At 60.8% G+C, this 25,586-nt stretch carries 21 protein-coding genes; 16 read left to right on the forward strand and 5 right to left on the reverse strand.

The window, feature by feature from the left end; translation table 11 throughout:
• Positions 1-329 precede the first annotated feature (329 nt).
• The 13 genes from KGB24_RS06925 (at position 330) to KGB24_RS06985 (ending at position 16,037) form a co-directional block, all read left to right on the forward strand.
• The gene (locus tag KGB24_RS06925) at positions 330-755 is read left to right on the forward strand and encodes a YciI family protein (protein ID WP_223416661.1); all 426 of its coding nucleotides are present in this window, start codon (positions 330-332) and stop codon (positions 753-755) included.
• Between the two features lie 180 nt (positions 756-935).
• A complete protein-coding gene (locus KGB24_RS06930; protein ID WP_223416660.1) occupies positions 936-1,727 on the forward strand; it encodes a hypothetical protein in 792 nt (263 codons plus the stop codon).
• An 11-nt stretch (positions 1,728-1,738) separates the two neighbouring features.
• Complete coding sequence (locus tag KGB24_RS06935; protein WP_411736647.1) at positions 1,739-3,178, forward strand: DUF1254 domain-containing protein; 1,440 nt, start codon at positions 1,739-1,741, stop codon at positions 3,176-3,178.
• A gap of 12 nt (positions 3,179-3,190) precedes the next feature.
• The gene (locus KGB24_RS06940) at positions 3,191-4,138 is read left to right on the forward strand and encodes a transporter (protein WP_223416658.1); all 948 of its coding nucleotides are present in this window, start codon (positions 3,191-3,193) and stop codon (positions 4,136-4,138) included.
• Between the two features lie 72 nt (positions 4,139-4,210).
• A complete protein-coding gene (locus tag KGB24_RS06945; RefSeq protein ID WP_008030190.1) occupies positions 4,211-5,191 on the forward strand; it encodes an AAA family ATPase in 981 nt (326 codons plus the stop codon).
• Positions 5,191-6,138 carry a DUF58 domain-containing protein gene (locus tag KGB24_RS06950; protein WP_008030187.1) on the forward strand — a complete coding sequence of 316 codons (948 nt, stop codon included), beginning with the start codon at positions 5,191-5,193 and terminating at the stop codon, positions 6,136-6,138. Before KGB24_RS06945 ends, KGB24_RS06950 begins: the two co-directional genes overlap by 1 nt.
• Positions 6,135-6,719, forward strand: coding sequence for a DUF4381 domain-containing protein (locus tag KGB24_RS06955; protein ID WP_008030185.1), 585 nt, complete (start codon positions 6,135-6,137; stop codon positions 6,717-6,719). The genes KGB24_RS06950 and KGB24_RS06955 overlap by 4 nt, the downstream gene beginning before the upstream one ends.
• The gene (locus tag KGB24_RS06960) at positions 6,706-7,698 is read left to right on the forward strand and encodes a vWA domain-containing protein (RefSeq protein WP_223416656.1); all 993 of its coding nucleotides are present in this window, start codon (positions 6,706-6,708) and stop codon (positions 7,696-7,698) included. The genes KGB24_RS06955 and KGB24_RS06960 overlap by 14 nt, the downstream gene beginning before the upstream one ends.
• Position 7,699: 1 nt before the next feature.
• Positions 7,700-9,280 (forward strand): VWA domain-containing protein, encoded by a 1,581-nt coding sequence (locus KGB24_RS06965; protein WP_223416655.1) that lies wholly within the window; start codon positions 7,700-7,702, stop codon positions 9,278-9,280.
• A complete protein-coding gene (locus KGB24_RS06970; protein ID WP_223416653.1) occupies positions 9,277-10,707 on the forward strand; it encodes a hypothetical protein in 1,431 nt (476 codons plus the stop codon). Before KGB24_RS06965 ends, KGB24_RS06970 begins: the two co-directional genes overlap by 4 nt.
• Positions 10,704-11,729, forward strand: a complete 1,026-nt coding sequence (locus KGB24_RS06975) for an HAD family hydrolase (protein WP_223416652.1) — start codon at positions 10,704-10,706, stop codon at positions 11,727-11,729. Before KGB24_RS06970 ends, KGB24_RS06975 begins: the two co-directional genes overlap by 4 nt.
• Positions 11,730-11,799: 70 nt before the next feature.
• Positions 11,800-13,386 carry an arylsulfatase gene (locus KGB24_RS06980; RefSeq protein ID WP_008030174.1) on the forward strand — a complete coding sequence of 529 codons (1,587 nt, stop codon included), beginning with the start codon at positions 11,800-11,802 and terminating at the stop codon, positions 13,384-13,386.
• 137 nt (positions 13,387-13,523) lie between these two features.
• Entirely contained in the window at positions 13,524-16,037 is a 2,514-nt protein-coding gene (locus KGB24_RS06985) for a fused MFS/spermidine synthase (RefSeq protein ID WP_223416650.1), read from the forward strand.
• A gap of 135 nt (positions 16,038-16,172) precedes the next feature.
• Here the strand turns inward: KGB24_RS06985 and KGB24_RS06990 are convergent, their stop codons facing one another.
• Complete coding sequence (locus KGB24_RS06990) at positions 16,173-16,844, reverse strand: DUF3313 domain-containing protein (RefSeq protein WP_008030171.1); 672 nt, start codon at positions 16,842-16,844, stop codon at positions 16,173-16,175.
• Positions 16,845-17,057: 213 nt separating this feature from the next.
• Here KGB24_RS06990 and KGB24_RS06995 point away from each other — a divergent pair, with 213 nt between their 5' ends.
• Positions 17,058-19,412, forward strand: coding sequence for a tetratricopeptide repeat protein (locus KGB24_RS06995; RefSeq protein ID WP_223416648.1), 2,355 nt, complete (start codon positions 17,058-17,060; stop codon positions 19,410-19,412).
• Between the two features lie 90 nt (positions 19,413-19,502).
• Here the strand turns inward: KGB24_RS06995 and KGB24_RS07000 are convergent, their stop codons facing one another.
• The 3 genes from KGB24_RS07000 to KGB24_RS07010 all read right to left on the reverse strand — a co-directional run bounded on the left by KGB24_RS07000 (position 19,503) and on the right by KGB24_RS07010 (position 22,864).
• Positions 19,503-20,471: a hypothetical protein gene (locus tag KGB24_RS07000; RefSeq protein WP_223416647.1), complete on the reverse strand. Its 969-nt coding sequence runs from the start codon at positions 20,469-20,471 to the stop codon at positions 19,503-19,505.
• A 243-nt stretch (positions 20,472-20,714) separates the two neighbouring features.
• Positions 20,715-21,194, reverse strand: coding sequence for a DUF934 domain-containing protein (locus KGB24_RS07005; protein ID WP_223416645.1), 480 nt, complete (start codon positions 21,192-21,194; stop codon positions 20,715-20,717).
• Positions 21,191-22,864, reverse strand: coding sequence for a nitrite/sulfite reductase (locus tag KGB24_RS07010; protein WP_223416644.1), 1,674 nt, complete (start codon positions 22,862-22,864; stop codon positions 21,191-21,193). The genes KGB24_RS07005 and KGB24_RS07010 overlap by 4 nt, the downstream gene beginning before the upstream one ends.
• 379 nt (positions 22,865-23,243) lie before the next feature.
• Between KGB24_RS07010 and ccoN the strand changes: the two genes are divergently transcribed.
• Both ccoN and KGB24_RS07020 read left to right on the forward strand, forming a co-directional pair.
• Positions 23,244-24,671, forward strand: coding sequence for a cytochrome-c oxidase, cbb3-type subunit I (ccoN, locus tag KGB24_RS07015; protein ID WP_008030155.1), 1,428 nt, complete (start codon positions 23,244-23,246; stop codon positions 24,669-24,671).
• A gap of 14 nt (positions 24,672-24,685) precedes the next feature.
• Positions 24,686-24,907: a cbb3-type cytochrome c oxidase subunit 3 gene (locus KGB24_RS07020; protein ID WP_223416642.1), complete on the forward strand. Its 222-nt coding sequence runs from the start codon at positions 24,686-24,688 to the stop codon at positions 24,905-24,907.
• A gap of 131 nt (positions 24,908-25,038) precedes the next feature.
• Here the strand turns inward: KGB24_RS07020 and KGB24_RS07025 are convergent, their stop codons facing one another.
• Complete coding sequence (locus tag KGB24_RS07025; protein WP_223416640.1) at positions 25,039-25,533, reverse strand: hypothetical protein; 495 nt, start codon at positions 25,531-25,533, stop codon at positions 25,039-25,041.
• Positions 25,534-25,586: the final 53 nt, after the last annotated feature.

A 25,586-nucleotide genomic window follows, 5' to 3' on the forward strand; every position in this document is an offset into this window, starting at 1 on the left:
TCCTTCTGAACGTTGATGTGGAGAATTCGACGAGGCAGAAGTTAACCATGAAATGGTCCGGTGACCTACCCCGGATACAAATCGTGATAACTCACCACAGAACATGAATACCCGCAGTGATGCAGTTTTCGCAACACTGCAACCCTGTAGGAGCGAGCCTGCTCGCGAAGGCGTTAGATCAGTCGGTGAATGTAAGGGCCTCTTCGCCGGCAAGCCGGTCTCGCCCCCACAGGTCCGTGTACAGCCAAAAATTTGTGCGTTGTGCTGTCGATTCAGGTCATGGCCATTCGACCATGCTGTGAATCACTCAAATCCAGTGGAGAAAAGCCATGCGATTCATGATCATTGTCAAAGCCAGCACGGACTCCGAAGCCGGCGTCATGCCCAGCGAAGAACTGCTGACCGCGATGGGCAATTACAACGAGGAACTGGTCAAGGCCGGGATCATGCTGGCGGGAGAAGGTCTGCACCCAAGCAGTAAAGGCGCTCGCGTGCGTTTTTCGGGCGACAAACGCTCAGTGATCGACGGCCCGTTTGCCGAAACCAAGGAACTGATTGCCGGATTTTGGTTATGGCAGGTGAAGTCGAAAGAAGAAGCCATCGAATGGGTCAAGCGCTGCCCCAACCCAATGCCCGGCACCGAAGCCGAAATCGAGATTCGCCAGGTGTTCGAGGCGGAGGATTTTGGGGCCGAGTTTACGCCGGAGCTGCGGGAACAGGAGGAGCGGCAGCGTGAGCAGATGAACAAGCGCTGAGTACTTGCTTTTCGTTTCTGCCATACGCAACACCAACGAATTAATCCCTTCGACTGGATAACCCGCGCGCAACTGCTAACGTCATCAGACATGTCCTACAGGCTTGATAGGAAAGAGATTACGCAGTAACGGCCGCCAAGTGCCGAGTAGACCAATGAGCCACCAAGGAACCGGGGAATCATGTCGAACACTCCAGGTGCGAGCGCCCTTTTGTTGGCGGTTTCAATAACGTCCGCCGTTTGTGCTCAGGCCGACAACGCCGAAACGGCCAACAAAAGCAACAACCCGTTGAACCTCGCACCGGGGATGAACCTGCAGGACTACTACACCCCGAAGTACTACGACTCGAATATCCACACCAACGACCTGCTGGTGCGCGGCACCCTGCCGATTGCACCCAATGATTTCATCGGCGTCCCGCAATTGCTGCGCGCCACCGCGCCGATCAGTACGCGTCCCGATCCGCACGGTGGCTACAGCACCGGCGAAGGCGATCTGAACCTGTTCGATATCTTCCTGCTCAAGACCGAAGGCGTGCAGTTGGGCATTGGCCCGATGATCACCGCGCCCTACGCCGATCGGGACGAGCTCGGCACCGGCAAGTGGCAAGCGGGGCTGGCGGCCATTGCGATTGATTCATCGCCCCGTGGCTTGCTCGGTGCGTTGGTGCAATACCAGAGCTCTTTTGCCGGCGACAGCGACCGCCCGCATGTCGAATCGGCCACCCTGCAACCGTTTGTCATTCACAACCTCGATAGAGGCTGGTACCTGCGCTCCACCGCCACCTGGACCTTCGACCTGAAGAACGACACCCATTACATCCCCCTCGGCCTGGGTGCCGGCAAGGTCTGGAAATCCGGGTCCAATATTCTCAACGCCTTCATCGAGCCGCAGTGGACCGTCGAGCGCAAGGGCGATGGCTTGCCGCAGTTCACATTGTTCGCGGGGATCAACGTCACCTTCGGCAAATAAGGACCTTATTTATGCACGGTGCAATTCGCGCGGCCGGTTACAGCCTGATGAGCATGTTTGTCAGTTGCGGCGTTGGCGCTCAAGACGTCAGCGTCAGTCAAAAGACCGGATTCACCGCCAGCCCGGAAGAAGCACGGGCCATCGCCAAGGAAGCTTATTTGTACGGCTACCCGGTGGTGGAAATGTACAAGACCCTCTACACCCAGGCGGTCGACAAGAAGAGCCCGAACTTCAAGGCACCGCTCAATCAGATCGGCAACACCGCACAGGCATTCACCGCCAAGGACACGGCCTTCGTCACGCCTAACGCCGACACGCCCTACTCGTTTATCTGGATGGACCTGCGCGCCGAACCAGTGGTGCTGACCCTGCCGCCCATTGAAGAACACCGTTACTACTCGGTGCAACTGATCGACGCCTATACGCAGAATTTTGCGTATCTGGGCACCCGCAGCACGGGCAACGCCGGCGGGCATTTCATGATCGCCGGGCCGAACTGGCAAGGTCAGCAACCGGTTGAAATCGACCGTCTGCTGCGCAGTGAAACCAACATCGCCTACGCGCTGTATCGCACGCAGTTGTTCGACGAAAAAGACCTGGGCAAGGTCAAGGGCATCCAGAAGGGATACAAGATCGAGCCGCTGAGCCACTACGTTAAACAAAAGGCCCCGCCTGCCGCGCCGAAGGTCGACTGGCCCAAGCCCACGCCAACCATGAGCGAAACCCCGGAACTGTTCGGCTACCTGAATTTCATGCTGTCGTTTGCCCCGCCCCAGGACGCGGAGAAAGACTTGCTGGCGCGTTTCGCCAAAATCGGCATCGAAGCCGGCAAGCCGTTCAAACCCAACGAGCTGCCTGCCAGTCAGCGCAAAGCCCTGGAAGACGGCATCGCCGACGCCAAGGCCGAATTCGCACAGTTTAAAAAGGACAAGGTCGACAGCCACCAGGTCAGCAGCGGCGATTTGTTCGGCACCCGCGACCACCTCAATGGTAACTACCTTTACCGCTACGCCGGCGCCAACATGGGGATCTTCGGCAACTCCGCCGAAGAGGCGAATTACATCGGCTATTTCGTCGATAAGGACGGCCAGCCGGTCGATGCCTCGAAACACGACTACACGCTGCATTTCGACAAGGGCGCCCTGCCCCCGGCCGACGCGTTCTGGTCGCTGACGATGTACGACGGCAAGAACAAATTGCTGGTCGCCAACCCGCTGAATCGCTACCTGATCAACTCGAGAATGCTGCCGGATCTCAAGCTGGATGCCGACGGTGGCCTGACCCTTTACGTGCAGCACAAAGCCCCGGCCAAGGACCTGCAAAGTAATTGGCTGCCAGCGCCGAACGGGCCTTTCTACGGTGTCCTGCGCCTGTACCTGCCAAGACCGGAAGTCTCCAGCGGCGAGTGGAAAATGCCCTTGTTGACGCCAGTCATCCCACAAAATCAATAAGCGGAGCCAGCCATGGCCAGGTCTTTTGTGGTACGTCCTTTGTTGGCCCTCTGCGTGGCCGGCAGCAGCCCTCTGGTACTGGCGGCAGAAGGTGGCGGTGGCCGGCCGATGACCGGCTTGCAGGTGTTTTCCAATGCCGGGATCGTGCCACCGGAACCTGGTTGGGTGATGTCGTTGAGCAGTTTCTGGTACGACGGCGAGCTCAAGGGCAACGTGCAAGTGCCTATCGTTGGCGCATTGAGTGCCGGGCTTGAGCTGCAAGTGTCTTACACCATGGCCAACTTCACTCATGTCTGGGATACCGGCAAGGGTCGCTGGAATTACGCGTCGGCGATTGGCGTGCCGGTGCAGTACACCGACATTACCGCGAGCGTCACCGGGCCTCGTGGCCGGACGCTGGGAACGGAAGATAGCGGCACCCAGTTCGCCGACCTGCTGGTGACGCCCATCGCTGCCGGCTACCACTTCGACGAGGTCAACCACCTCTCGTTGTCCTTGCCGATCTACCTGCCGACCGGCGCTTACAACGATGATCGCCTGGCCAACGCCGGGCAGAACAATTACACCTTCATGCCCACCGTGGCCTTCACTCACCTCGACGGCAAGGGCGGCGAGTTCACCTTGTCCGGGGGACTGGAGTTCTACACCGAAAACGACGCCACGGACTACAAGAACGGCAACCTCTTCACCCTCGATGCGCTATGGACCCACGGCTTCGGCAACGGTTGGAACGCCGGCATGGCCGCGGGCTACATCCAGCAGCTCACCGATGACTCCGGGTCAGGCGCCAACAGCGGCTTTCGCGGACGCTCGGTGGGCGCCGGACCGACGGTGGGCTGGGCGGGCAAGTTCGCCGACGCCCAGGCCAGCGTCAACGCTCGCTGGATCCCGGAGTTCGACACCAAGAACCGGCCTGAAGGCAACGGATTCAGCGTCAACCTGACCTTGGCGTTCTTCTAGAAGTGAACAGGGATCGCCAGTTTTATTGATCAACCTGCCAACGCCTTTGGCGACTTGAATAAAGGCCCCTCAATGACCGCACTCAACGACCTCAATGCCCTGCAAGCCAGCATCGCCGAAGCGGTGCTGGGCCAGGATCAAGTGATCCGGCAGATTCTGCTGGGCCTCCTCGCTAACGGCCATTTGCTCCTGGAAAGCTTGCCCGGGCTGGCCAAGACCCGCACGGTGAAAGCGCTGGCCAAACACCTGGACGCGAAGATGAGCCGCATCCAGTTCACCCCTGATCTCCTGCCGTCGGACATCACCGGGGCCGAAGTGCTGCACCAGATCGATGGCAAGAACGAAATCCGGTTCCAGCCCGGTCCACTGTTCGGCAACCTGATTCTGGCCGACGAAATCAACCGCGCACCGGCCAAGGTCCAGGCGGCCCTGCTGGAAGCGATGGAAGAACGGCAAATCACCGTGGCCGGCAACAGCCATGGGCTGCCGGAATTGTTCATCGTGGTCGCCACCCAAAACCCCATCGAACAGGAGGGCACTTACCCGCTGCCGGAAGCGCAGATGGACCGTTTTCTGATGAAGGTATTGCTCGATTACCCGAGCGCGGAAAACGAGAGCCAAGTGCTTCGGCTGCTACGTGAAGAGGAGTTTGCGACAGGCGCCAAGACCGCGCCGGTGCAGGGTTTCGCGCTGTCGCAGGAAGTGATTTTCGCTGCACGCCGGGAAGTCAACGCCATCCATGTGTCCCCGGCTATCGATCGTTACCTGATCGACCTGATCAACGCCACCCGCCATCCGACGGATTACGACGCGGACCTGGGCCGCTGGATCGCCATCGGCGCCAGCCCGCGCGGCGGCATCGGCCTGGACCGTTGCGCCCGCGCCGATGCCTGGTTGCAGGGGCAGGATTTTGTCTCGCCGGACAACGTGCGCGCCGTGGTGCATCCGGTGCTGCGGCATCGTTTGCAGCTGAGTTATGACGCGGTCGCTGATGGCGTCACGGCCGATCAGGTGCTGGATCGCCTGCTCGATAACGTTGCGATTCCTGCCTGATGTTGAAAATAAAAAGTGTCGACGGTCTGGTCTATGTCTCTCTGGCGCAATTGATGGCGCTGGAATTCAAGGCCCGTGACCTGAGTTTCCTCGCACGCCAGCCGCAAGGCAGCATCCTCGCCGGCAACCACGCCTCGCGGCTGCGGGGCCGCGGGCTGAATTTCGATGAGTTGCGCCGCTATCAACCGGGGGACGACTTGCGCCACCTCGATTGGCGCGCCTCACTGCGCACCGGCAAACCGGTGGTGCGCACGTTCACCGAAGAGCGCGATCGCCCGGCGTTGATCCTCGTGGACCAGCGCATGTCGATGTTTTTTGGCTCGCAACGCAGTTTCAAATCCGCGGTTGCCGCCGAACTCGGCGCACTGGCGGCGTGGATGGTGTTCAACGCGGGCGACCGGGTTGGAGGGTTGGTATTCAACGACTCACGGATCGACGCGATTGCCCCGTTGCGCAGCCGCAAACGGATCGAGGCGCTGTGCAGTCGCATCGTCCAGCAGAATCAGGCATTGAGCGCGGCCAACCCGGACGCCGAGGGCGAGGATCAGCTCGATAAAGTCCTGCAACAGTGCCTGGCAGTGGCCGGTCACGATCACCTGATCTGCATCGTCAGCGACTTTGCCGGCGCGGGTGAACGCACCTTGCAACTGATGCGGCAACTGGCGGCGCACAACGATGTGATCGCCATGCAGGTGTACGACCCGTTGGCGTTGAACCTGCCGAAAAACGGCCGTTTGCTGATTACTCAAGGTCAGTTGCAAGTCGAACTGGCGGTCGAACAACGCAGTGTTCATCAGCCGCTGGGGGATTTTCTCAGCGGTCGGCTCAAGGATGTCGCCACGCTGCTGCGCCGCAGTCAGGTGCCGTTGATGATGTTCAGTACGGCGACCGAGGCGCAAGCACAACTGCGCGCGGAACTGGGCAAACTCGGCGGGGGGCGGCGATGAACCCGAACGTGCCGAGCATTGAGCAACTCAAGGAAATGGCCCTGCCGGCGCCCATCAGTTACGCGCCGCAGACGTGGGGCTGGTGGGGGTTGCTGGCGGTGTTGATGGCTGCTGTGTTGCTGGTAGGCGCGCGGCGGTATTGGCAGTGGCGGCGGGATCGGTATCGGCGCGAGGCATTGGTGCGGCTGGCTGAACTGCAAAGCAGCGATGATCAAATCAGCGCCCTGCGCGAACTCCCCGAACTGCTCAAACGCGTAGCCCTGTCGATGCCTATGAGTTGGAATACAACCTCTGTAGGAGCCGGCTTGCCGGCGATGGGGCCCTTGAGATTTGCACAGCCCTCGCGGACGCCATCGCCGGCAAGCCGGCTCCTACAAGGTCCTGCGGCGTTAGGTAATGAGCGTTGGCAGGCATTTCTGGCGCAGCACAGTGCGCAGCCGTTGCCGGCGGATTTCAGCCGGCAATTGGCGTTGCTGGCCTATGCGCCGGATGCAACATTGCTGGCGTTGCCCAATGATCAGCGTCAGCAGCTGTTCGACACCTGCAAACACTGGGTGGAGTCGCACCATGTGGCAGCTTGATTACCCCTGGCTGTTACTGCTCCTGCCGCTGCCCTGGTTGGGTTACCGCTACCTGCCCGATTACCGCGAAGCCCGCAGCGCCGTGCGGGTGCCGTTTTTCGGCGCCATGAGCCGCGCGGTCGGTCAGGCGCCAAGCGCCGCCGGTACACGCAACAATCGCTGGCAATTGCTCCTGAACCTGCTGGTCTGGGCGCTATTGCTGCTTGCGGCCGCACGCCCGGTGTTCGTGGAAAAACCCATCGAACGCCAGCAACCGGTGCGCGATCTGATGCTGGCCATCGACATCTCCCAGTCAATGGAAACCACTGATTTCACCGATGCCAACGGGCAGAAAATCAATCGTCTGGCGGCGGTCAAGGACGTGGTCCACGGTTTTATCGACAAGCGTAAAGAAGATCGCCTGGGCCTGATCGTGTTCGGCAGCGGCGCGTATCCGCAGGCGCCGCTGACACTGGATCACGCCAGCCTGTCGCTGTTGCTGGACGACACTGGCATCGGCATGGCCGGGCCCAACACCGCCATCGGCGATGCGATTGGCCTGAGCCTGAAGTTGCTGGATCAGGCCCATGAACAGGAAAAAATCCTGATCCTGCTCACCGACGGCAACGACACCAGCAGCGCCATCACCCCGGATCACGCGGCGTCGATGGCCGCCGCCAAAGGTGTGGTGATTCACACCATCGGCATTGGCGACCCGAGCGCCGAAGGCGAAGCCAAGGTCAACCTGCAAGGCTTGAAGCAGATCGCCGACGCCACGGGTGGCAAGTTCTTCCGCGCCGAAGACCGCACCGCGCTGGATCAGGTCTACAGCACCCTCGACACGCTGACCCCGCACCAGGTGAAAACCCTCAGCCACCAACCGAAAAGGGATCTGTTCTGGTGGCCGCTCGGCGCCGCTATCGGTTTGCTCGCGCTCTACCATCTCGGCGCCCTGCTGCGTCCGCACCTGAGCCTCGCGCGTCAGCGGCAGGAGGCTTGAGATGGAGATCAACCTCAGCGACTTGCACTTCCTCCGTCCGCTGTGGCTCTTGCTCGTGCCGTTGGGTGCCTTGCTGCCGTGGCTCTGGAGGCGCAGCCGGGATGTGCAGCGGCGTTTGCGCAGCAACATTGCCGAACACTTGCTGCCGCACTTGCTGATAACCCCGCAGGACCAACAGCGCTTGCGGCCGGTGCATCTGGTATGCGCGCTGTTGATGTTGGGCGCCCTCGCCGCTGCCGGTCCGACCTGGGAGCAGGACCGGCCGGACTTTCTGGAAAATCGTGCGCCGCTGATCATTGCCATTGACCTGTCGCCCTCGATGGACGCCAGCGACGTGCCGCCCAGTCGCCTGGAAGCGGTCAAACACAAACTGCACGACCTGATCCAGCGCCGCGCCGGTGCCCGCAACGCGCTGATCGCCTACGCCGGCAGCGCGCATCTGGTGCTGCCGCCAACCGACGATCCAGCGTTGCTCGATACGTTTATCCAGGCATTGAGCAGCGACCTGATCGGCAAACCGGGGAAAGATGTCGGCGCGGTGATCGACGAGGCCAAACGCCTGTTGGCGGCGGAGAAAACGCCGGGCACGTTGTTGTTGATCACCGACGGCGCCGACACCTCGCAACTCGCCGGCCTGGGCAAGCAACTGAACGACAGCACGCTGCAAGTGTTGATCCTCGCGGTCGGGCGCGAGGATGGCGGGATCATTCGTGACGCCAATGGCCAGCCGCGCACCGACAGCAACGGCCGCCCGGCCCTCGGCAGTTTCGATCAGGCCGCGCTCAAGCAGTTGGCATCAGCCATGGCGGCGCCACTGGGCAGCCTGACGCTCAATGACAACGATCTGGACTGGATCGAACTGCACGCCCGGCAACATTTCCAGGCGGCCAGTGACGAGCAGCGTGAGTTGCATTGGAAAGACGCCGGATACTGGCTGTGCTGGCCGCTGCTGCTGATCGCGTTTTTCTGCGTGCGCAAAGGCTGGAGCCTGAACTGGACGGCCGGTTTGCTGCTGGCGCTGGGTGTCGGTTTTCAGCCGACGAATGCCCAGGCCAACGCTTTGACCGATGCATTTTTCACCCCTGACCAGCAAGGTCGCTGGGCCTTCGAACATGAGCATTTCCCGCAGGCCGCTGCGCTTTTTGTCGATCCGTACTGGAAAGGCATCGCAGCCTATAACGCGGCGGATTTTGACCTCGCGCTGGCGAGTTTTGCACGACTGGAAACACCCCAGGCGTATTTCTACCTGGGCAATATTTACGTGCGTCGTTTCAAGTTTGATCAGGCCATCGCGGCCTACACCCAGGCGTTGAAGCTGCAACCACAGTTCCCGGAGGCCTCGGCCAATCTGGCATTGGCCATCGCCCTGGAGAAAGACACCGAGAGCGCCGAACAGAACGCGCCTGAGGTCAAACCCGACGAAATCAAGATGGACAAGGCGCCGGGCAAGGGACAAAGCAAAGCCGTGGAGACCGAGCAGGCGACGTCGGACGCGTTGTGGTTGCAGAACCTGACGACATCGCCAGCGAAATTCCTCAAGCAGAAATTCAGCTTGCAGGATCAGGCGGGGGGCAAGCCATGAATCGGGTGATGGCCATCGCCGGCAAGCCGGCTCCTACAGAGGATTTGTGGCGATCACAAAAATTTGATTTCAATCCAATCAACTGTGGGAGCGAGCCTGCTCGCGATGGCGTCGGTTCACTCACCGCAAATCTCTGCGCCTTGCTCTGCTGCCTGATCATCACATCCGCCCTCGCCGCCGAACCCGAACTGCGCATCCAGACGCGCCTGCAACCCGCTGACCCGGTCATGGTCGGCGGTCTCCTGGAACTGCAACTCGACGTCCTCACCGACAGTTGGTTCACCGACGCCCCCGCCCTGCCCGACCTGAAACTGCCCGGCGCGCTGGTGCTGCCGCCCGACGGCCACGCCGAGCACATCAACCAGACGCTGGACGGCAAGGCGTTCAACGGCATGCGCTACAGCTACCGGATCAGCCCGAATCTGGCCCGGGGTTTTGACATTCCGGCGCTGACCGTGCAGGCCACGCCGGGTCAGGCCAGCGCCCGGTTGAGTGCGCAAAGTCAGCCGATGCATTTCACCGCCACACAACCGCCGGGGTTCAAGCCTGGCGAGCCGGTACTGGTAGCGCAAGGGCTGCGTTTCACGCAAAAAGTCATCGACTCGGCAACGCCTCTGAAGGTCGGGGACAGCCTGACCCGGCAACTGACCTTGCAGGCCGACAACGCCATGGCCATGTCGCTGCCCGCGCCGTCATTGGGCGAGGTCAGCGGCCTGAGCCGTTACCCGAAGAACCCGCAAATCAGCAGCCTGGACGACGGCCGGGGCAACTTCACCGGCGGCCAACGCATCGACACCGTGACTTACCGTATCGACAGCGAAGGCCATCACAGCCTGCCCGCGATCGAGCTGAAATGGTGGGATGCCAGCAGCCAGCAAACCCGCACCGCGCAAGTACCGGCAGTGAGCTTCGAGGCCATCGCCAACAGCGCTTACACGCCAGTGTTCTCGATTGCCGAAGACCTGAAACAAATGGGCGAGCACAGTCGCGTGCATTTTTCCAGGCACTGGCTGGTTGTCTTGCTGCTGCCGGCAGTGCTGATACTGGGCTGGTTCGCAAGGCCTTTCATGCATCGCGCTTGCCTGGCCGTGCGCGACCGTCGCCGTGCCCGACACGCCGCGTGGCTGCAATCCGCCGACTACGCCTGGCGGCAGATTCCACCGCAAATCAACGCCCGACCGGCGCAACTCAGCGCCCTGTACCTGTGGCTCAAACGTAGCCGCGGAGGCCTGAAATTGAGCGTCCTCGGCCCGCGCCTGCAGGACCTGTTACGCGCCTGTTACAGCCGTCAATCGACCGAAGATCAGGCGCTGCGCCAACTCGGGCAATCCTTGTCTACGCTGCATAGTCAGGCGCGAGGCAGCAACGTCCGGACCGTTCCCGCACTGCGGCCGCTCAACCCCGTCCACGAGAAGGAATTCCCATGACGAACGCGACATCAAGCCACCATCGTTTCGGGCTGACGCTGCTCTTCGCGCTGATCCTGCCGCTGTTGGCCCACGCCAACGAGCCATTGCCGTCGTGGAATGACGGCCCGGCGAAAAAGCACATCATCGAGTTCGTCCAGACGGTCACCGACCAATCCAGCAGGGACTTCGTCAAACCCGCTGACCGCATCGCCGTGTTCGACAACGACGGCACCTTGTGGAGCGAGCAGCCGATGTACTTCGAGCTGCTGTTTGCCCTGGAAGAGGTCAAGCGCACCGCGCCGCAGCACCCGGAATGGAAAACCACCCAGCCCTTCAAGGCCGTTCTGGAAAACGATCACCAGGCACTCGCCGCCGCCGGCATGGACGGCATCATGAAGATTTTCGGCGCGACCCACACCGGCATGACCACCGAAGCCTTCGACGACTACGCCAAGACCTGGCTGAGCCAGGCCCGGCATCCGAAGACCGGCAAGCCGTACACCGAGATGATCTTCCAGCCGATGCTGGAAATGCTCGACTACCTGCGCGGTCAGGACTTCAAGACCTACATCGTCTCCGGTGGCGACACCGGGTTCATGCGCGCCTTCGCCGAGAAGGTCTATGGCATCCCGCCCGAGCAAGTGATCGGCACCACCTTCGTCACGGCGTTCCAGTTCAAGGACGGCAAAGCTTCGATCGTGCGCACGCCCAAACTGGCCCACAACGACGACGGCCCCGGCAAACCGGAAAGCATCGACGCGGTGATCGGCAAGCGGCCAATCCTGGCGTTCGGCAATTCCGACGGCGACCTGCAAATGTTGCAGTGGACTGCCGCCGGCCCCGGCAAACGATTCATGGGGTTGGTGCACCACACCGACGCCAAACGCGAATGGGCCTATGACCGCAAGTCCGATATCGGGCGCCTGGACAAAGCCCTGGACGAAGCAAAAACCCGTGGCTGGACTATCGTCGACATGGCGTCCGAATGGCGCCGGATCTATCCGTTCGAGGCGGCCGCCACTCCCGAGCAAGTGCAATAAAAAGCGTGACGCAGGACTGCAATAAACGTTTGTCGCACCACGCGACACTAGCGCAAAAGGAGCAAGTCAGATGACTCGCATACGCAAGTGGCTACCGAAACTCGCCCTGGTGGCGGCCTCGGTGATGGCGATTTCGGCGACTGCCGGGGCCGCCGAAAAACCCAACATTCTCGTGATCTTCGGCGATGACATCGGCCAGACCAACATCAGCGCCTACTCCATGGGCGTGGTCGGGTACAAGACTCCGAACATCGACCGGATTGCCAAGGAAGGCATGCTGTTCACCGACTATTACGCGGAGAACAGCTGCACGGCCGGACGGTCCACCTTCATTACCGGGCAGGCGCCTTTGCGAACCGGTCTGTCGAAAGTAGGCATTCCCGGTGCACCCGTAGGTCTCCAAAAACGTGATATCACCATTGCCCAGGCGCTCAAGTCCCAAGGCTATGCAACCGGACAATTCGGCAAGAATCACCTGGGCGACAAGGACGAGTACCTGCCGACGAACCACGGTTTCGACGAGTTCTTCGGCAACCTCTATCACCTCAACGCCGAAGAAGAGCCAGAGCGTCCGTACTGGCCCAAGGATGATCCCGAGTACGTAAAGGCCAACTCTCCGCGCGGCGTGATTCATAGCTACGCCGATGGCAAGATCGAAGACACCGGCGCGTTGAACAAAAAACGCATGGAAACCATCGACGACGAAACCACAGCGGCGGCCCAAGCGTTCATCGAGAAACAGGCCAAGGCGGACAAACCGTTTTTCGTCTGGATGAACACCACCCGCATGCACGCCTTCACTCATGTCCGTGAGTCGATGGCCGGCCAGAGCGGTATGCCCGGCAACGATTACGCCGACGGCATGCTTGAGCACGACGGTGACGTCGGCAAACTGCTGAAAACCCTCGATGACCTGAAAATCACCGACAACACCATCGTCGTCTACACCACCGACAACGGCCCGAATCAGTGGTCCTGGCCGGACGCCGCCACCACGCCGTTCCGTAACGAGAAGAACTCCAACTGGGAAGGTGCCTACCGCGTACCGGCGATGGTGCGCTGGCCGGGCAAAATCAAGCCGGGGGAAGTCTCCAATGAAATGTTTTCGGGACTGGACTGGTTCCCCACCTTGCTGGCAGCTGCTGGCGACACCGGGGTCAAGGACAAACTCCTGAAGGGCTGGGCACCGACGTCGGGAGGCACCAACTTCAAGGTGCACCTGGACGGTTACAACCAACTGCCATACCTGACCGGCCAGGCACCGAAGGGCGAACGTAAGGAGTTTTACTACTTCAACGACGACGGTGTGCTGGTCGCCATGCGTTTTGATAACTGGAAAGCGGTTTTCTGCGAACAACGCAAACCAGGCGGGTTCGAGGTATGGAGCGAGCCGTTTGTCTGCCTGCGGGTACCGAAAGTCTTCAATCTGCGCATGGACCCCTTTGAGCGGGCCGACGTGGTTTCCGACCAGTATTACGACTGGACAGCCAAAAACGTCTACCTGACCGGACTGGCAACCATGAAAGCGGCGAAGTTCCTGGAGACCTTCATCGAATACCCACCAAGCCAGAAACCGGCCAGCTTCAGCATCGACCAGGTCCGTGCTGCTGTGGATGCCAAAATCGCTGAAAAAATGAAGAATCAACCTGCACAGTAAGACCGTTTGACCGCCGCTCGCCCGTTACGGCGAGCGGCCCTATTCCTAGATGCAAACGCAACCCTTGTAGGAGCCGGCAAGCCGGCTCCTACAATGGTTTTGTGTTTAATTCGAAATTTGTACAAGGCAATAGCCCTATGTCCTCACGTGTCGCCAGCAAGTCGTCGGCCATTCCTGTTCCTCATGCCGCCTCCCCCGCGCTGCTGATCCCGGCCCTGTTGCTGTTCGTCTCCGGTGCTGCGGCGCTGGTGTATCAGGTGCTGTGGATCAAGCAACTGTCGCTGGTGGTCGGCGTCGAGGTCTATGCAATCACCACCGGTATCAGCGCTTTTTTTGCCGGGCTGGCCTTGGGTGGATGGCTGTTCGGACGCTGGGCGGATCGCTTGCAGCAGCCCGTTCTGCTGTATGCAGGGCTGGAAGTGGTGGTGGCCGTGTTGGGTGTCGGCGCGACCTTTGCCATGAGCCTCGCGGCCAGCCCGTTTGCCTGGCTGGAACAACACATCGGTCTGGCCGCTTGGCTGTTGCCCTTCGCATTAGTCGGCATCCCGGCGCTGTTGATGGGCGGCACCTTGCCGGTGCTGGTGCGCTCGTTGGCCACCGACCCACAGCATCTGGGCAAGGCTGGCGGCCAGCTTTACGCGGCGAACACCGCCGGGGCCATCGCCGGCACCCTGCTGGCCGCGTTCGTGCTGATTGCCACCCTCGGCGTGCGCGGCAGTGCCCTGGCGGCCGCGATGCTGAACCTGCTGGCCGCCGCCGGCGCCTTGTGGTTTCAGCGTCACCGTTCACTACCGGCCGTTGCGCCGGCGAAACACACGTCGAGCAAAGCGCCTGACCGACTGGCCTTATGGCTGTACTCGATTGCCGGCGGCGTGGCCCTCGGTTATGAGGTGGTCTGGTCGCAATCGATCGTGCAGTTCATGAGCACCCGCACCTACGCCTTTGCCGTGGTGCTGGCGACGTACCTCACCGGGCTGTTTCTCGGCAGTGTGCTGCTGGCCCGTCGGGTGGAGCGCATTCGTGATCCCTGGGGAGTATTCGGTTTGCTGATCGCCGGCGCCGGGCTGGTCGCGTTGCTGGAAATCGCCCTGCTCGGTCGCTGGTTGGTGGTCGCGCAAAGCCTCGCCGAAGCCTGGGTGTTGTCGCTGGGTGCGAGTGAGTTGCCGGGCATGAGCGCGCGGTTTGCGGTGGCGGCGTTAAGCATCGTGTTTGTGCCGACGCTGTTGTTGGGCGCGGCGTTCCCCCTCGCCCTGCGCCTGAGCGTTGGCCGCGAGCGGGTCGGCCAGGATGTCGGCGCTGTCGTGGCGTTCAATACGCTGGGCGGGATTGTCGGGGTGATGCTCTGCGGGTTTGTGTTGATCCCGTGGCTGGGCCTGGTACGCACATTGGGGCTGTTGGCCATTGTCGCCGCCGGGATCGGGTACTTCGCGGTGCGCAAGGGTCACGGGGTCAAGAAAGGCCGGCGGCAAGCGGTGGTGGCTATCGGCTTGTTGTCGGTGGCGGTCGCGGTTTTTACCCCGGTGAACAAACTCGCCAGCCTGCTCCCCGGTGCTCGCAACGCCACGCTGGCCTTCTATGAAGAAGGACGCGGCGGGACCGTGGCGGTGGTCACCCAGGGCAAGGGGCAGAAAGCCTTCCAGCGCTTGTACATTCAAGGCGTGTCCAACACCGGCGACGCCATGCCGTCCTTGCGTTACATGCGCATTCAGGCGCTGCTGCCGCTGCTGATCCACAACGGCGAACCGCGCTCGGCGCTGGTGATCGGTTTTGGCACCGGCATCACCGCAGGCGCATTGACCCGTTATCCGGGGCTCGAACACCGGGTGGTGGCCGAGTTGCTCCCTTCGGTGGTCAAGGCTGCGCCGCTGTTCAAAGGCAACTTCGATGCCGCCGCCGATCCTGGCGTTGACGTACGCCTGCGCGACGGGCGCCAGGAGCTGCTGCGCAACCCGCAGCGCTATGACTTGATCACCCTTGAACCGCCACCGCCCTCCGCGGCCGGCGTGGTCAATCTTTACTCCCGGGACTTCTACCAACTGGCCGCCAGTCGCCTGGAGAAACAAGGGCTAGTCGCGCAGTGGCTGCCGCTGCCCACGCAGAACATCGACGATTCGCGCTCCCTGGTGCGCAGCTTTCTCGATGTTTTCCCGTACGCCAATGTGTGGACCAGCGAGTTCCACGAAATGCTGCTGGTGGGCTCGATGGAACCGATTGCGCTGGATGCGGCGAAAATCAGCGAGCGCTTCCAGCAGGACAGCGTGCGCGGCACGTTGCAGGACGTGGGCATCGGTTCCGCCAACGCCTTGCTCGCCACGTGGGTCACCGATCGCACGGGGCTGGAGCGTTTCGCCGCCGATGCCCCGCCGGTGACCGACGACCAGCCGCGTATCGAATATGCGCCGTGGGTGCGGGCCAAAGAGATCAGTCGGGTGCTCCCCGCCCTGCTGGACTTGCACGTCGCGCCACCGTTAGTGAATGCCGATGCGGGATTCATCGAACGGATGAATGCGCACCAGCAGCGCTTGATGCAGTTTTATCGGGCGAGCCTGCATGCCTATGACGGCGACCGTGATGCATGGGCCAGGGATATTCGCGAGGTGATGCGCGGGGATGGGGGGAATCCGTATTATCGGTGGTTTGTCGGGGAGTGATTCTGCGCCTGGTAGACCGCTATCGCGAGCAGGCTCACTCCCACATTTGATCTCTGTCGCACACATTTTTTGTGTTCACTGGAGATCCAATGTGGGAGTGAGCCTGCTCGCGATGAGGCCCTCAGCCCCAACAAATTATTTGGATTTTAGTTTCAGATACGACTGATGCATATCCGCAGCCCAGCCATCGATCACGCCTTTCACGTCATCGGCCTTCATCACCTGCGATTCGTTTTCCAGCGGTTTGCCGGTGCCCTTGCGCACGACCTGGGCCACGACTTTATTGCTGCCGCCGTCCAGGAACACCGCTTCGGTGGCCAGGTCGGTCTGCTGATCACGAATACCGCTGGCAGTACTCACCGCCGCTGCCACCAGAGCAATCGGGATCACTTCATAAGGCTTCAGCCCTTCGGTCTTGCTGCTCACGGCAGTGATCGCGGCGCGCACCACAATCACACCCGGGCCAGGGCCTGAGGCCAGAGGCAGGGACTTGCCGATTTCGCGTTTGAGCGCCTGATCGTAATAACTGGTGATTCCGTTCAGGGTGGTCTGAGGGATTTTTGCCGTCGGCTGAGGCTTGGGATACAGCTGGGTCGGCTCGATGTACACGCTTTGGAATTTCTTGATGTCAACTTTCGGATCGATCCAGCGCATCACTACGGCACCCGAAGGTGACTTGGCTTCCTGGAGCTGGCTGTAATTTTTGAGGAAGCCTGAATACTCGTCTGGCTCGACCTTTTTGCTGGCGCAGCCAACTACGCCGATCGAGGCAATACACAATGTACTCATCATCAATGCAAGCTTCATGCGGTAACTCCTGTAGGGCGGTCGACTACGGTTTGGAAACGGTTTAACAGGTATAGCTAATGCAGCGCGTTTTGTTGTGCAGAATCACAACATTCATCTATCGCCGCGCAGAGGATCACAGCTGTCATTTGACAGACGCCCGGCATCCGTCAAAGCTGCATCGAGCTAGAACGCGCGCCTGACGGCAAACGCACCCGGACTATGGAAGTCGCAATGCCGAAACATAAAAATAAAGCAGCCGCCCCAAACCCTGATTCGTCACCGACTTCGTTTTCTCGTTATCTGTTTCCCGTTCTCATTAGCGTGTTGCTCCTGGCGATCGCGGGCATTGGCTGGTTTCTGTTCAGCAGCCAACCGGCCCCGGTGACCTATGCGCCGCCGCTCAGTACACCAGTCATTGCTCCTGAAAAACCCGTGGTCGCCGCGCCGGCGAAGATGGTCGATGAGCAACAGTGCCAGGGTTGCCACAGTGAACAAGTGAAGGACTGGCAAGGCTCGCATCACCAATTGGCGATGCAGGAAGCCAGCGCCGGGACGATGCTTGGCGACTTCAACAACGTCACCTTCAAGGCCGAAAACGAGACGACCCGGTTTTCGCGCAAGGACGACGGATTCTGGGTCAACACGCCGGGTATTGATGGCAAGAACGCTGACTTCAAGGTCGCCTACACCTTTGGCATCGCGCCGTTGCAGCAGTATTTGATTGAGGTCGGTGACGGTCGGTTGCAGGCGTTGGGCATCGCCTGGGATACCGAGAAACACCGCTGGTTTCACCTTTATCCAGGCCAGGGTGTGAACTTCAAGAACCCGTTGCACTGGAGCAAGCCGAGCCAGAACGCCAATTTCATGTGCGTCGAGTGCCATACCACCGGCTATAAACGCAACTTCGACGCGGCTAAAAACACCTTTGACAGTCAGTGGAACAGCCTTGGCGTGGGTTGTCAGGCGTGCCACGGCCCGGCATCCAGCCACCTGGAATGGACCGCGAAAAAGACTGATCTGATCCACGCCGGTTTCGCCGTCGACCTCAAGGACAAGGACGCGACCGTCGAGATCGAAACCTGCGCCCGCTGCCACTCCCGGCGCGCGCCGCTGGGCGATGGCTTCACCGTCGGCAAGCGCCTGATGGATGACTATCTGCCCAGCCCACTGACCCGCGAGTTGTATGCGCTGGATGGCAAAATCAAGGACGAAGTGTTCGAACACGGCTCCTTCGCCCAGAGCAAAATGTTCGACAAGGGCGTGCGCTGCAGCAACTGCCACAACCCCCACAGCAACGAACTCAAGGCACCGGGCAACGGCGTCTGCCTGCAATGCCACAACAGCGCCGGCAAAACCTCGGTGGCCGGTGTCGAGGGCAAGGACTTGCAGGCGAAAAACTACGATTCTGTCGAGCACACCCGCCACGCCATGGGGCAACCGGGTTCGCAGTGCGTGGATTGCCACATGCCCGGCAAGTTCTACATGGGCAATGACTTTCGGCATGACCACAGCTTCAGTATTCCCAACCCTGAACGGGCGAAAAAACTCGGCACGCCGGACGCCTGCCTGACCTGCCATCAGGGTAAGGCCGGTGACAAAGTCACTGAACAATTCAAGCTCTGGAACACCGCAGCCACCGCCGCCCAGGCGCCGCGTTACGACGAAAGCCTGTGGCTGATTCGCAACGGTCAGCCCGGCGCGGCGCAAGCCTTGTACGAACAGCTGCAACGCAGCAACCTGCCGGCGATACAGCGCGCAACGCTGCTGGCCGAGTTGCCGCTGTACCCCAGCGAACTGGCGTTGAAACTGGCGACTCAGGACTTGCGCAACCCGGCACCGCAAGTGCGTGAAAGCGCCGTTCGGGCGATCAGCGCGTTCCTCCCGCCGCCGGAGCGCGCACCACTGCTGACACCGTTACTGGGTGACCCGGTCAAAGCGGTACGCATCGCTGCCGCCCGTGATCTGCTCAGCGTCGCCCGCAATGGTTTGGGCAGCGCTCAGGCGAACTGGAACGCCGCCATCGCCGAGTATGAGGATGTGCAAAAGAGCCTGGCCGAACGCGCGGAAGCCAACCTCAACCTCGCCATGCTGTATCAGGCCAGCGGTCGCAGTGCTGAAGTTGAAGCGCTGCTGCGCACGGCGCTTCAGCGCGATCCGGACTTTTACCCGGCGCTGGTGACGCTGGTGCAGTGGCTGGAAGCCAGTGGGCGCGGTCAGGAAGCACAGGCCCTGCTGGAACAGGGCATCAAGGAGCATCCGGACGCCGCTTTGCTGTTGCATACCCAAGGGTTGTCGCTGATACGAGCGGGCAAAACGGCCCAGGCCATGCCGGTGCTGCGTAAAGCCGCCGGGCTGGAACCCCAGAGCGCGCAGTTCGGCTACGTGCTGGCGGTGGCGCTGCATGACAGCGGCAAGGTCGATGAGGCCTGCGAGGAACTGGAACGGTTGTTGAAGGTGCAACCGGCGAACCGCAATGCGCGGTTATCGTTGATCCAGTACTACCTGGAAAACGGACAAGAGCCCAAGGCCCAGGTGCTGTTGCAAGGCTGGAAGAAGATGAACATGGGGGATCCGGCGTTGAAGTGATCCGGGGGCCCCATCGCCGGCAAGCCGGCTCCTACAGAGATCGCATACCCCTGTAGGAGCCAGCTTGCTGGCGATAGCGTCGCCTCGGTATCACCAGGAAGAACCACTCTTCAACGCCAACTCCCGCCGACTGTTCGCCCGCATCGCCTTGATCAACGACACCGTACCCACCAGCAGAATCGCGGCGCCGAACAGGAAGTCGATGTTGTACAACTGGAAGTCCTCCAGCGGTCCCACCAACAGCACGCGGATCGCGCCGATACTCACCAGTGTCGCGAGAAAATCGATGCCCGGTTCGTCACGGTAAAACACGTGCATCAGCGGCAGGCAGATCACCAGCAACAACAGCAGCACGATCACCTTGAACGAGCCTTTGCGCTCAACACTGAAGGCGCACTCATTGGCCGCGTAGGGCTTGTAATCGTCCTCGCGAACCAATGAATTTTTCTCGTTGATGTACTCGACCCAGTTGTACTTTTGAATCGGCGTGAAGGTATTGGACATCTCCATGAGGGTGGTGATGCGCTTGAACTTCAGGTCGATCCGCTCATTGCCCTTGAGGATGTACAGCACCGGTTTGTAGCCGTAGCGCCAGGTGTCGAACGGAAACGCCGCTGCCCGCCCCTGCACGCCGATGGGCCGGGATTCAAGCTCGGAGTAGGCGCTTTTGTCGAGCGAAGAGAGGTTGCGACTCAGCGGTTTGATCCTGACCTGCTCAAGGAAGATCGGCGTGACGCCGTAGGACCATTGAAGAGGTTCCAGGCGCAGGCGCAACTCATTGCGGCCCAGGTCATACCGATCGAAAGTGCGCTCGGAGACGATGACCGCACCCGAGAGCATGAAATCGCCCCGTACGTTGTTGGTGATGCGCAGGGTCAGGTGATCCTTGCCCAGCGCCGCCGCATCGCTGGCTGGTGGCGTGCCGCACCAGGCGGAACTGTCGGCTGACGCCCCGAGTTGCCCGTCACGGTTCTCCTGGAACAGGTACACATAACTGCCCCACAGGGCCGCCATCAGCAACACTGCGACCAGCCCTAAAACTTTCTTGCCCGCGCTCAAACCAGACTCCTTTCTTTGACCCGCTTCCTTATGAGGCGCGGACTCTATCAAAACGGGGTCCCCGGCCAAAGCAAAAAGTCGTCCGAACGCGGCCAGAACCTTCAACCGCCTTCGCGAGCAGGCTCGCTCCCACAGTAGATCTTCATCGGACGCAAAATCGGTGTCCTGCACAGGTCAAAATGTGGGAGCGAGCCTGCTCGCGAAGGCTATTGAAGGCGATGATCCTTTGAACTTTGGCATTTTCTAACGGCGCCGAAACAACGGTCGTGGCTCGATCACCGAGCGGCCATACAACACGCTCATGCCGGCAAGGCCCTTGAGCGCGTCTTCGGCAGACTTGTCCTCGCGCACCGCGAAGCTGTCGAAACCGCATTGGCGCATGTGGCTGAGTTGATCGCGCAGGACATCGCCAACCGCGCGCAATTCGCCGGTCCAGCCCAATCGGGTACGCAGCAAATACGCCTGGCTGTAACCACGACCGTCGCGAAAACTAGGGAAATCCAGCGCAATCAGCGGCAGTTGGCCGAACCACGGCTTGAGGCTTTCCACTTCATCGTCCGGCCCCAGCCACACGCCCTGCCGCCCGGGTTCCTCCAGCCAGCAGGCCAGCGGCACTATCACCGGACCTGAAGGCAATCCGGCGGCAAGCTCCCTGACCAGGGTCCACGGATCGGCGCTATCGATCCGCGCTACACCGGCCTCCAGTCGCAGCAGATTGTTCATGCCGACACCTCCAGCAACTTCGGATAGACCGCCTCTTTGAACGGCTCCAGACCCAGGCGCTGCAACGTGTCGACGAACAGTTCCTCACTCTCGCGGTAACGCACGAACGTGGCGATGATCCGCTCGATCACGTCGGGCACCTCAGCCGCGCTGAAGGACGGGCCGATGACTTTGCCCAACGCGCTGTTCTTGCCCTGAGCGCCGCCGAGGGTGATCTGGTACCACTCGCTACCGTTCTTGTCGACGCCAAGAATGCCGATATTGCCGATGTGGTGGTGGCCGCAGGCGTTCATGCAACCGGAAATGTTGAGGCTGATGTCGCCCAGATCATGCAGATAATCCAGGTCGTCAAAACGCGCCTGAATGCCTTGCGCAGTGGGGATCGACTTGGCGTTGGCCAATGCACAGAAATCGCCGCCGGGGCAGGCGATGATGTCGGTCAGCAAACCGACATTGGCACTGCCCAACCCGTGCTCGCAAGCCACACGCCAGAGCGCGAACAGCTCCGACTTCGGAACGTCCGGCAGGACGATGTTCTGTTCATGGGCAATACGGATTTCGCCAAAGCCGAACTGTTCGGACCACGCGGCCACGGCATCCATTTGTTCGCCGGTGACATCGCCCGGCGGCGAAGCACTGCCCGGTTTGGTCGACAGCACCACACTGGCGTAGCCCGGCACCTTGTGCGGCTGGACGTTGCGCGAAACCCAGCGGGCGAATGCACTGTTTTCGGCCAGACGGGTGCCGAACTCCAGGTCGGTACTGGACAGCGAACGGTAATCCGGCGGCACGAAGGCACTGGCGACACGCGCATATTCATCGCCGGTCAACTGCGCCGGACCGTCCTTGAGATGCTGCCACTCCTCCTCCACTTCCCTGGCAAAGGCGTCGATCCCAAGTGCCTTGACCAGAATCTTGATCCGCGCCTTGTACTTGTTGTCCCGCCGACCGTGGCGGTTGTAGACCCGCAGCACCGCTTCGACATACGACAGCAAATGCTGCCACGGCAAGCCTTCGCGAATCTGCAGGCCAAGAATCGGCGTGCGTCCCAAACCACCGCCAACGATCACCCGCAGGAGCATTTGTCCGTCGGCGCCGGGGTAAAGATAAAGGCCGATGTCGTGCATCATGGTCGCCGCGCGGTCCTGTACGGCAGAGCAGATGGCAATCTTGAATTTGCGTGGCAGGAACAGGAACTCCGGGTTGATCGTCGACCATTGGCGCAGGATTTCCGCCAGCGGTCGCGGGTCGATCAACTCGTCCGCCGCAACCCCGGCGAAGGCTTCGGTGGTGATATTGCGCACGCAGTTGCCGGACGTCTGGATCGCGTGCATTTCTACCTGGGCCAAGCGTTCGAGGATTTCCGGTACCTGGGCCAGTTCGATCCAGTTGAACTGCATGTTCTGGCGGGTGGTGAAGTGGCCGTAGCCACGGTCGTAATCCCGGGCGATGCTCGCCAGCGTACGCATCTGTTGCGCGCTGAGCGTGCCGTAGGGAATGGCCACGCGCAGCATGTACGCGTGTTTTTGCATGTACAGGCCGTTCTGCAAGCGCAACGGCAGGAATTCCTCTTCGCTCAACTCGCCTGCCGTGAAGCGTTCGACCTGATCACGAAACTGCGCAACCCGCTCGAAGACCAGCGCCCGGTCATAGTCGTCGTACTGATACATCTGGCTACCTCATCAGGATTAGTCACGGAACCCTGTAGGAGCGAGCTTGCTCGCGAAGGTCGTGAACGATAATGCGTAAAACCGGATGCCCAGCGGCACCCTTGGGTTTTTCGCCAGCAAGCTGGCTCCTACAGGCATCAGGCTCTGCGGCTCGTTTTCTGGGGAGCGACTATGGACCTGCGGCGCAGTGCATTACAGATTCAGCTAAACAGTAAAAAACCGTATCAGCGTGCGGCCTATGACCGCAGGCAGGCGCCGCATCTGATCCGCATAAACTCGGTTTTTCTGAGTCTGTTTTGTTTAGGCCCGGGTTTCTACAGTGGGTTGCATGCCAGTCCGGGTGGCCTGGCAAGACTTTGCAACCGTGGAAGCATTGACCATGAGCACAGCAACAATCGGACAGGCCTATAACTACAAGGTCGTCCGCCAATTCGTCGTGGCGACCATTTTCTGGGGCGTCGTGGGGATGGCGATGGGGGTGTGGATCGCCTCGCAACTGGTGTGGCCCGAGATGAACCTCGACCTGCCATGGACCTCGTTCGGGCGTTTGCGTCCGCTGCACACCAGCCTGGTGATTTTCGGCTTTGCCGGCAGCGCGCAGTTCGCCGCCAGTTATTACGCCGTGCAGCGTACCTGCCAGGTGCGGCTGTACTCGGACACCCTCGCCGCCTTCACCTTCTGGGGTTGGCAATCGGTCATCGTGGTGATGCTGATCACCCTGCCGCTGGGCTACACCACTACCAAGGAATACGCCGAGATCGAGTTCTCCGGCGCGGTGTGGATGACCGTGGTCTGGGTGGCGTACGCCGTGGTGTTTTTCACGACGGTGGTGCAACGCAAGACCCATCACATTTACGTCGGCAACTGGTTTTTCGGTGCGTTCATCGTGGTGATCGCCATGTTGCACGTGGTCAATCACCTGTCGATTCCGGTGGACTGGTTCAAGTCCTACCCGGTGTATTCCGGCGCCACCGACGCCATGGTGCAGTGGTGGTACGGGCACAACGCGGTGGGTTTCTTCCTGACGACCGGATTCCTCGGGATGATGTATTACTTCGTGCCGAAACAGGTCGGGCGACCGGTGTACTCCTATCGTTTGTCCATCGTGCATTTCTGGGCGTTGATCACCCTGTACATCTGGGCCGGCCCGCACCATTTGCACTACACCGCGTTGCCGGACTGGGCGCAGTCATTGGGCATGGCCATGTCGTTGATCCTGCTGGCGCCGAGCTGGGGCGGGATGATCAACGGCATGATGACGCTATCGGGCGCCTGGCATAAATTGCGCACCGATCCGATTTTGCGTTTTCTGGTGCTGTCGCTGGCCTTCTACGGCATGTCGACCTTCGAGGGGCCGATGATGGCGATCAAGACCGTGAACGCCCTCTCCCACTACACCGACTGGACCATCGGCCACGTGCACGCCGGCGCCCTCGGTTGGGTGGCGATGATCACCTTCGGCGCGGTCTACCACATGATTCCGAAAGTCTTTGGCCGCGAGCAGATGTACAGCACGCCGCTGATCAACCTGCATTTCTGGCTGGCGACCATCGGCACCGTGCTGTACATCGCCTCGATGTGGGTCAACGGCATCACCCAGGGCCTGATGTGGCGCGCGATCAACGACGACGGCACGCTGACCTATTCCTTCGTCGAAGCCTTGCAGGCCAGTCATCCGGGATTTGTGGTGCGGTTTGCCGGCGGCGTGTTCTTCCTCAGCGGCATGCTGCTGATGGCGTACAACGCCTGGCGCACCGTGCGGGTTTCCGACGTGGCGATGGCTGAACGTGATGCACGGATTGCCTGAGGCGAGGAGCTGAAATGTTCGAGATCATGTTGAATATCGTGGGTGTTGCGGGGCTTTGGCTGTCGGTCGAGTACTGCCTGAAGCAGCAGACGGCAGAAAGTCTGGAGGAAGCGAGCCTGATCCCGTTTGCCGATGACCCGGAGGTGGCTCGACGGGTGGAGTTGGCGACGGGGAAAGTGGTGAAAGCGGTTGCGCCAGAAGTGGCAAAGCCCGGTTGGATAAACCTCGAAATCTGATGCACCGCAGATCCATTGTAGGAGTGAGCCTGCTCGCGATGACGGTTTGGCAATCAACATAAATGTTGGCTGAACCACCGCTATCGCGAGCAGGCTCGCTCCCACAGGGGAAAGGTGAAAGCCCGGAGAGATCAGCTCCGATCGCGGGGGATCAGACTCTGCAACTGCTGCGCCAGAAAATTCGCGTCGAAGGCAAAGGTGTCCGGGTCCTTCAAACCATTGGTCTTGCGCCACTGCCAGTTGTTGGACGGCGGCAGGCACACCAGCGAAATGCTGCCATATCGCGCGGCAGTCAGGCCCATCACCGCCAGGGAAATCTGCCCACCGGTACCCATCACGTCCGGCACGAACTCCACGGGTTTGCCGGCGATCACGATGCCCAGCTTCTCGGTCTTGAACGTTGAAGTCTCGACCGGAACACTCGGCCCCGAGGCGACATACGCCTCGCGGCTGACTTCCAGCAGGTTCGGCGCCCGGACCGGTTCCAGCCATTGCTGGATCTGATCGAACAGTTCGCCAATGCGCGTCACCCACACGGCCGATTGCGACTCGAACAGTTGTTTTTTGTGCGCTTCGCTGTCTGCGTAGTGGCGAAGCATCTCGCCCAGTTGCTGTACGTCGTCCATTGCGGTGTTCCTTTGTTGAAACAGTGCTGCGGACTTTGAGCATGGCAGATGCA

The sequence above is a fragment of the Pseudomonas sp. BF-RE-25 genome (genome assembly GCF_019956105.1).
In the GTDB taxonomy this organism is placed as follows: Bacteria; Pseudomonadota; Gammaproteobacteria; order Pseudomonadales; family Pseudomonadaceae; genus Aquipseudomonas; species Aquipseudomonas migulae.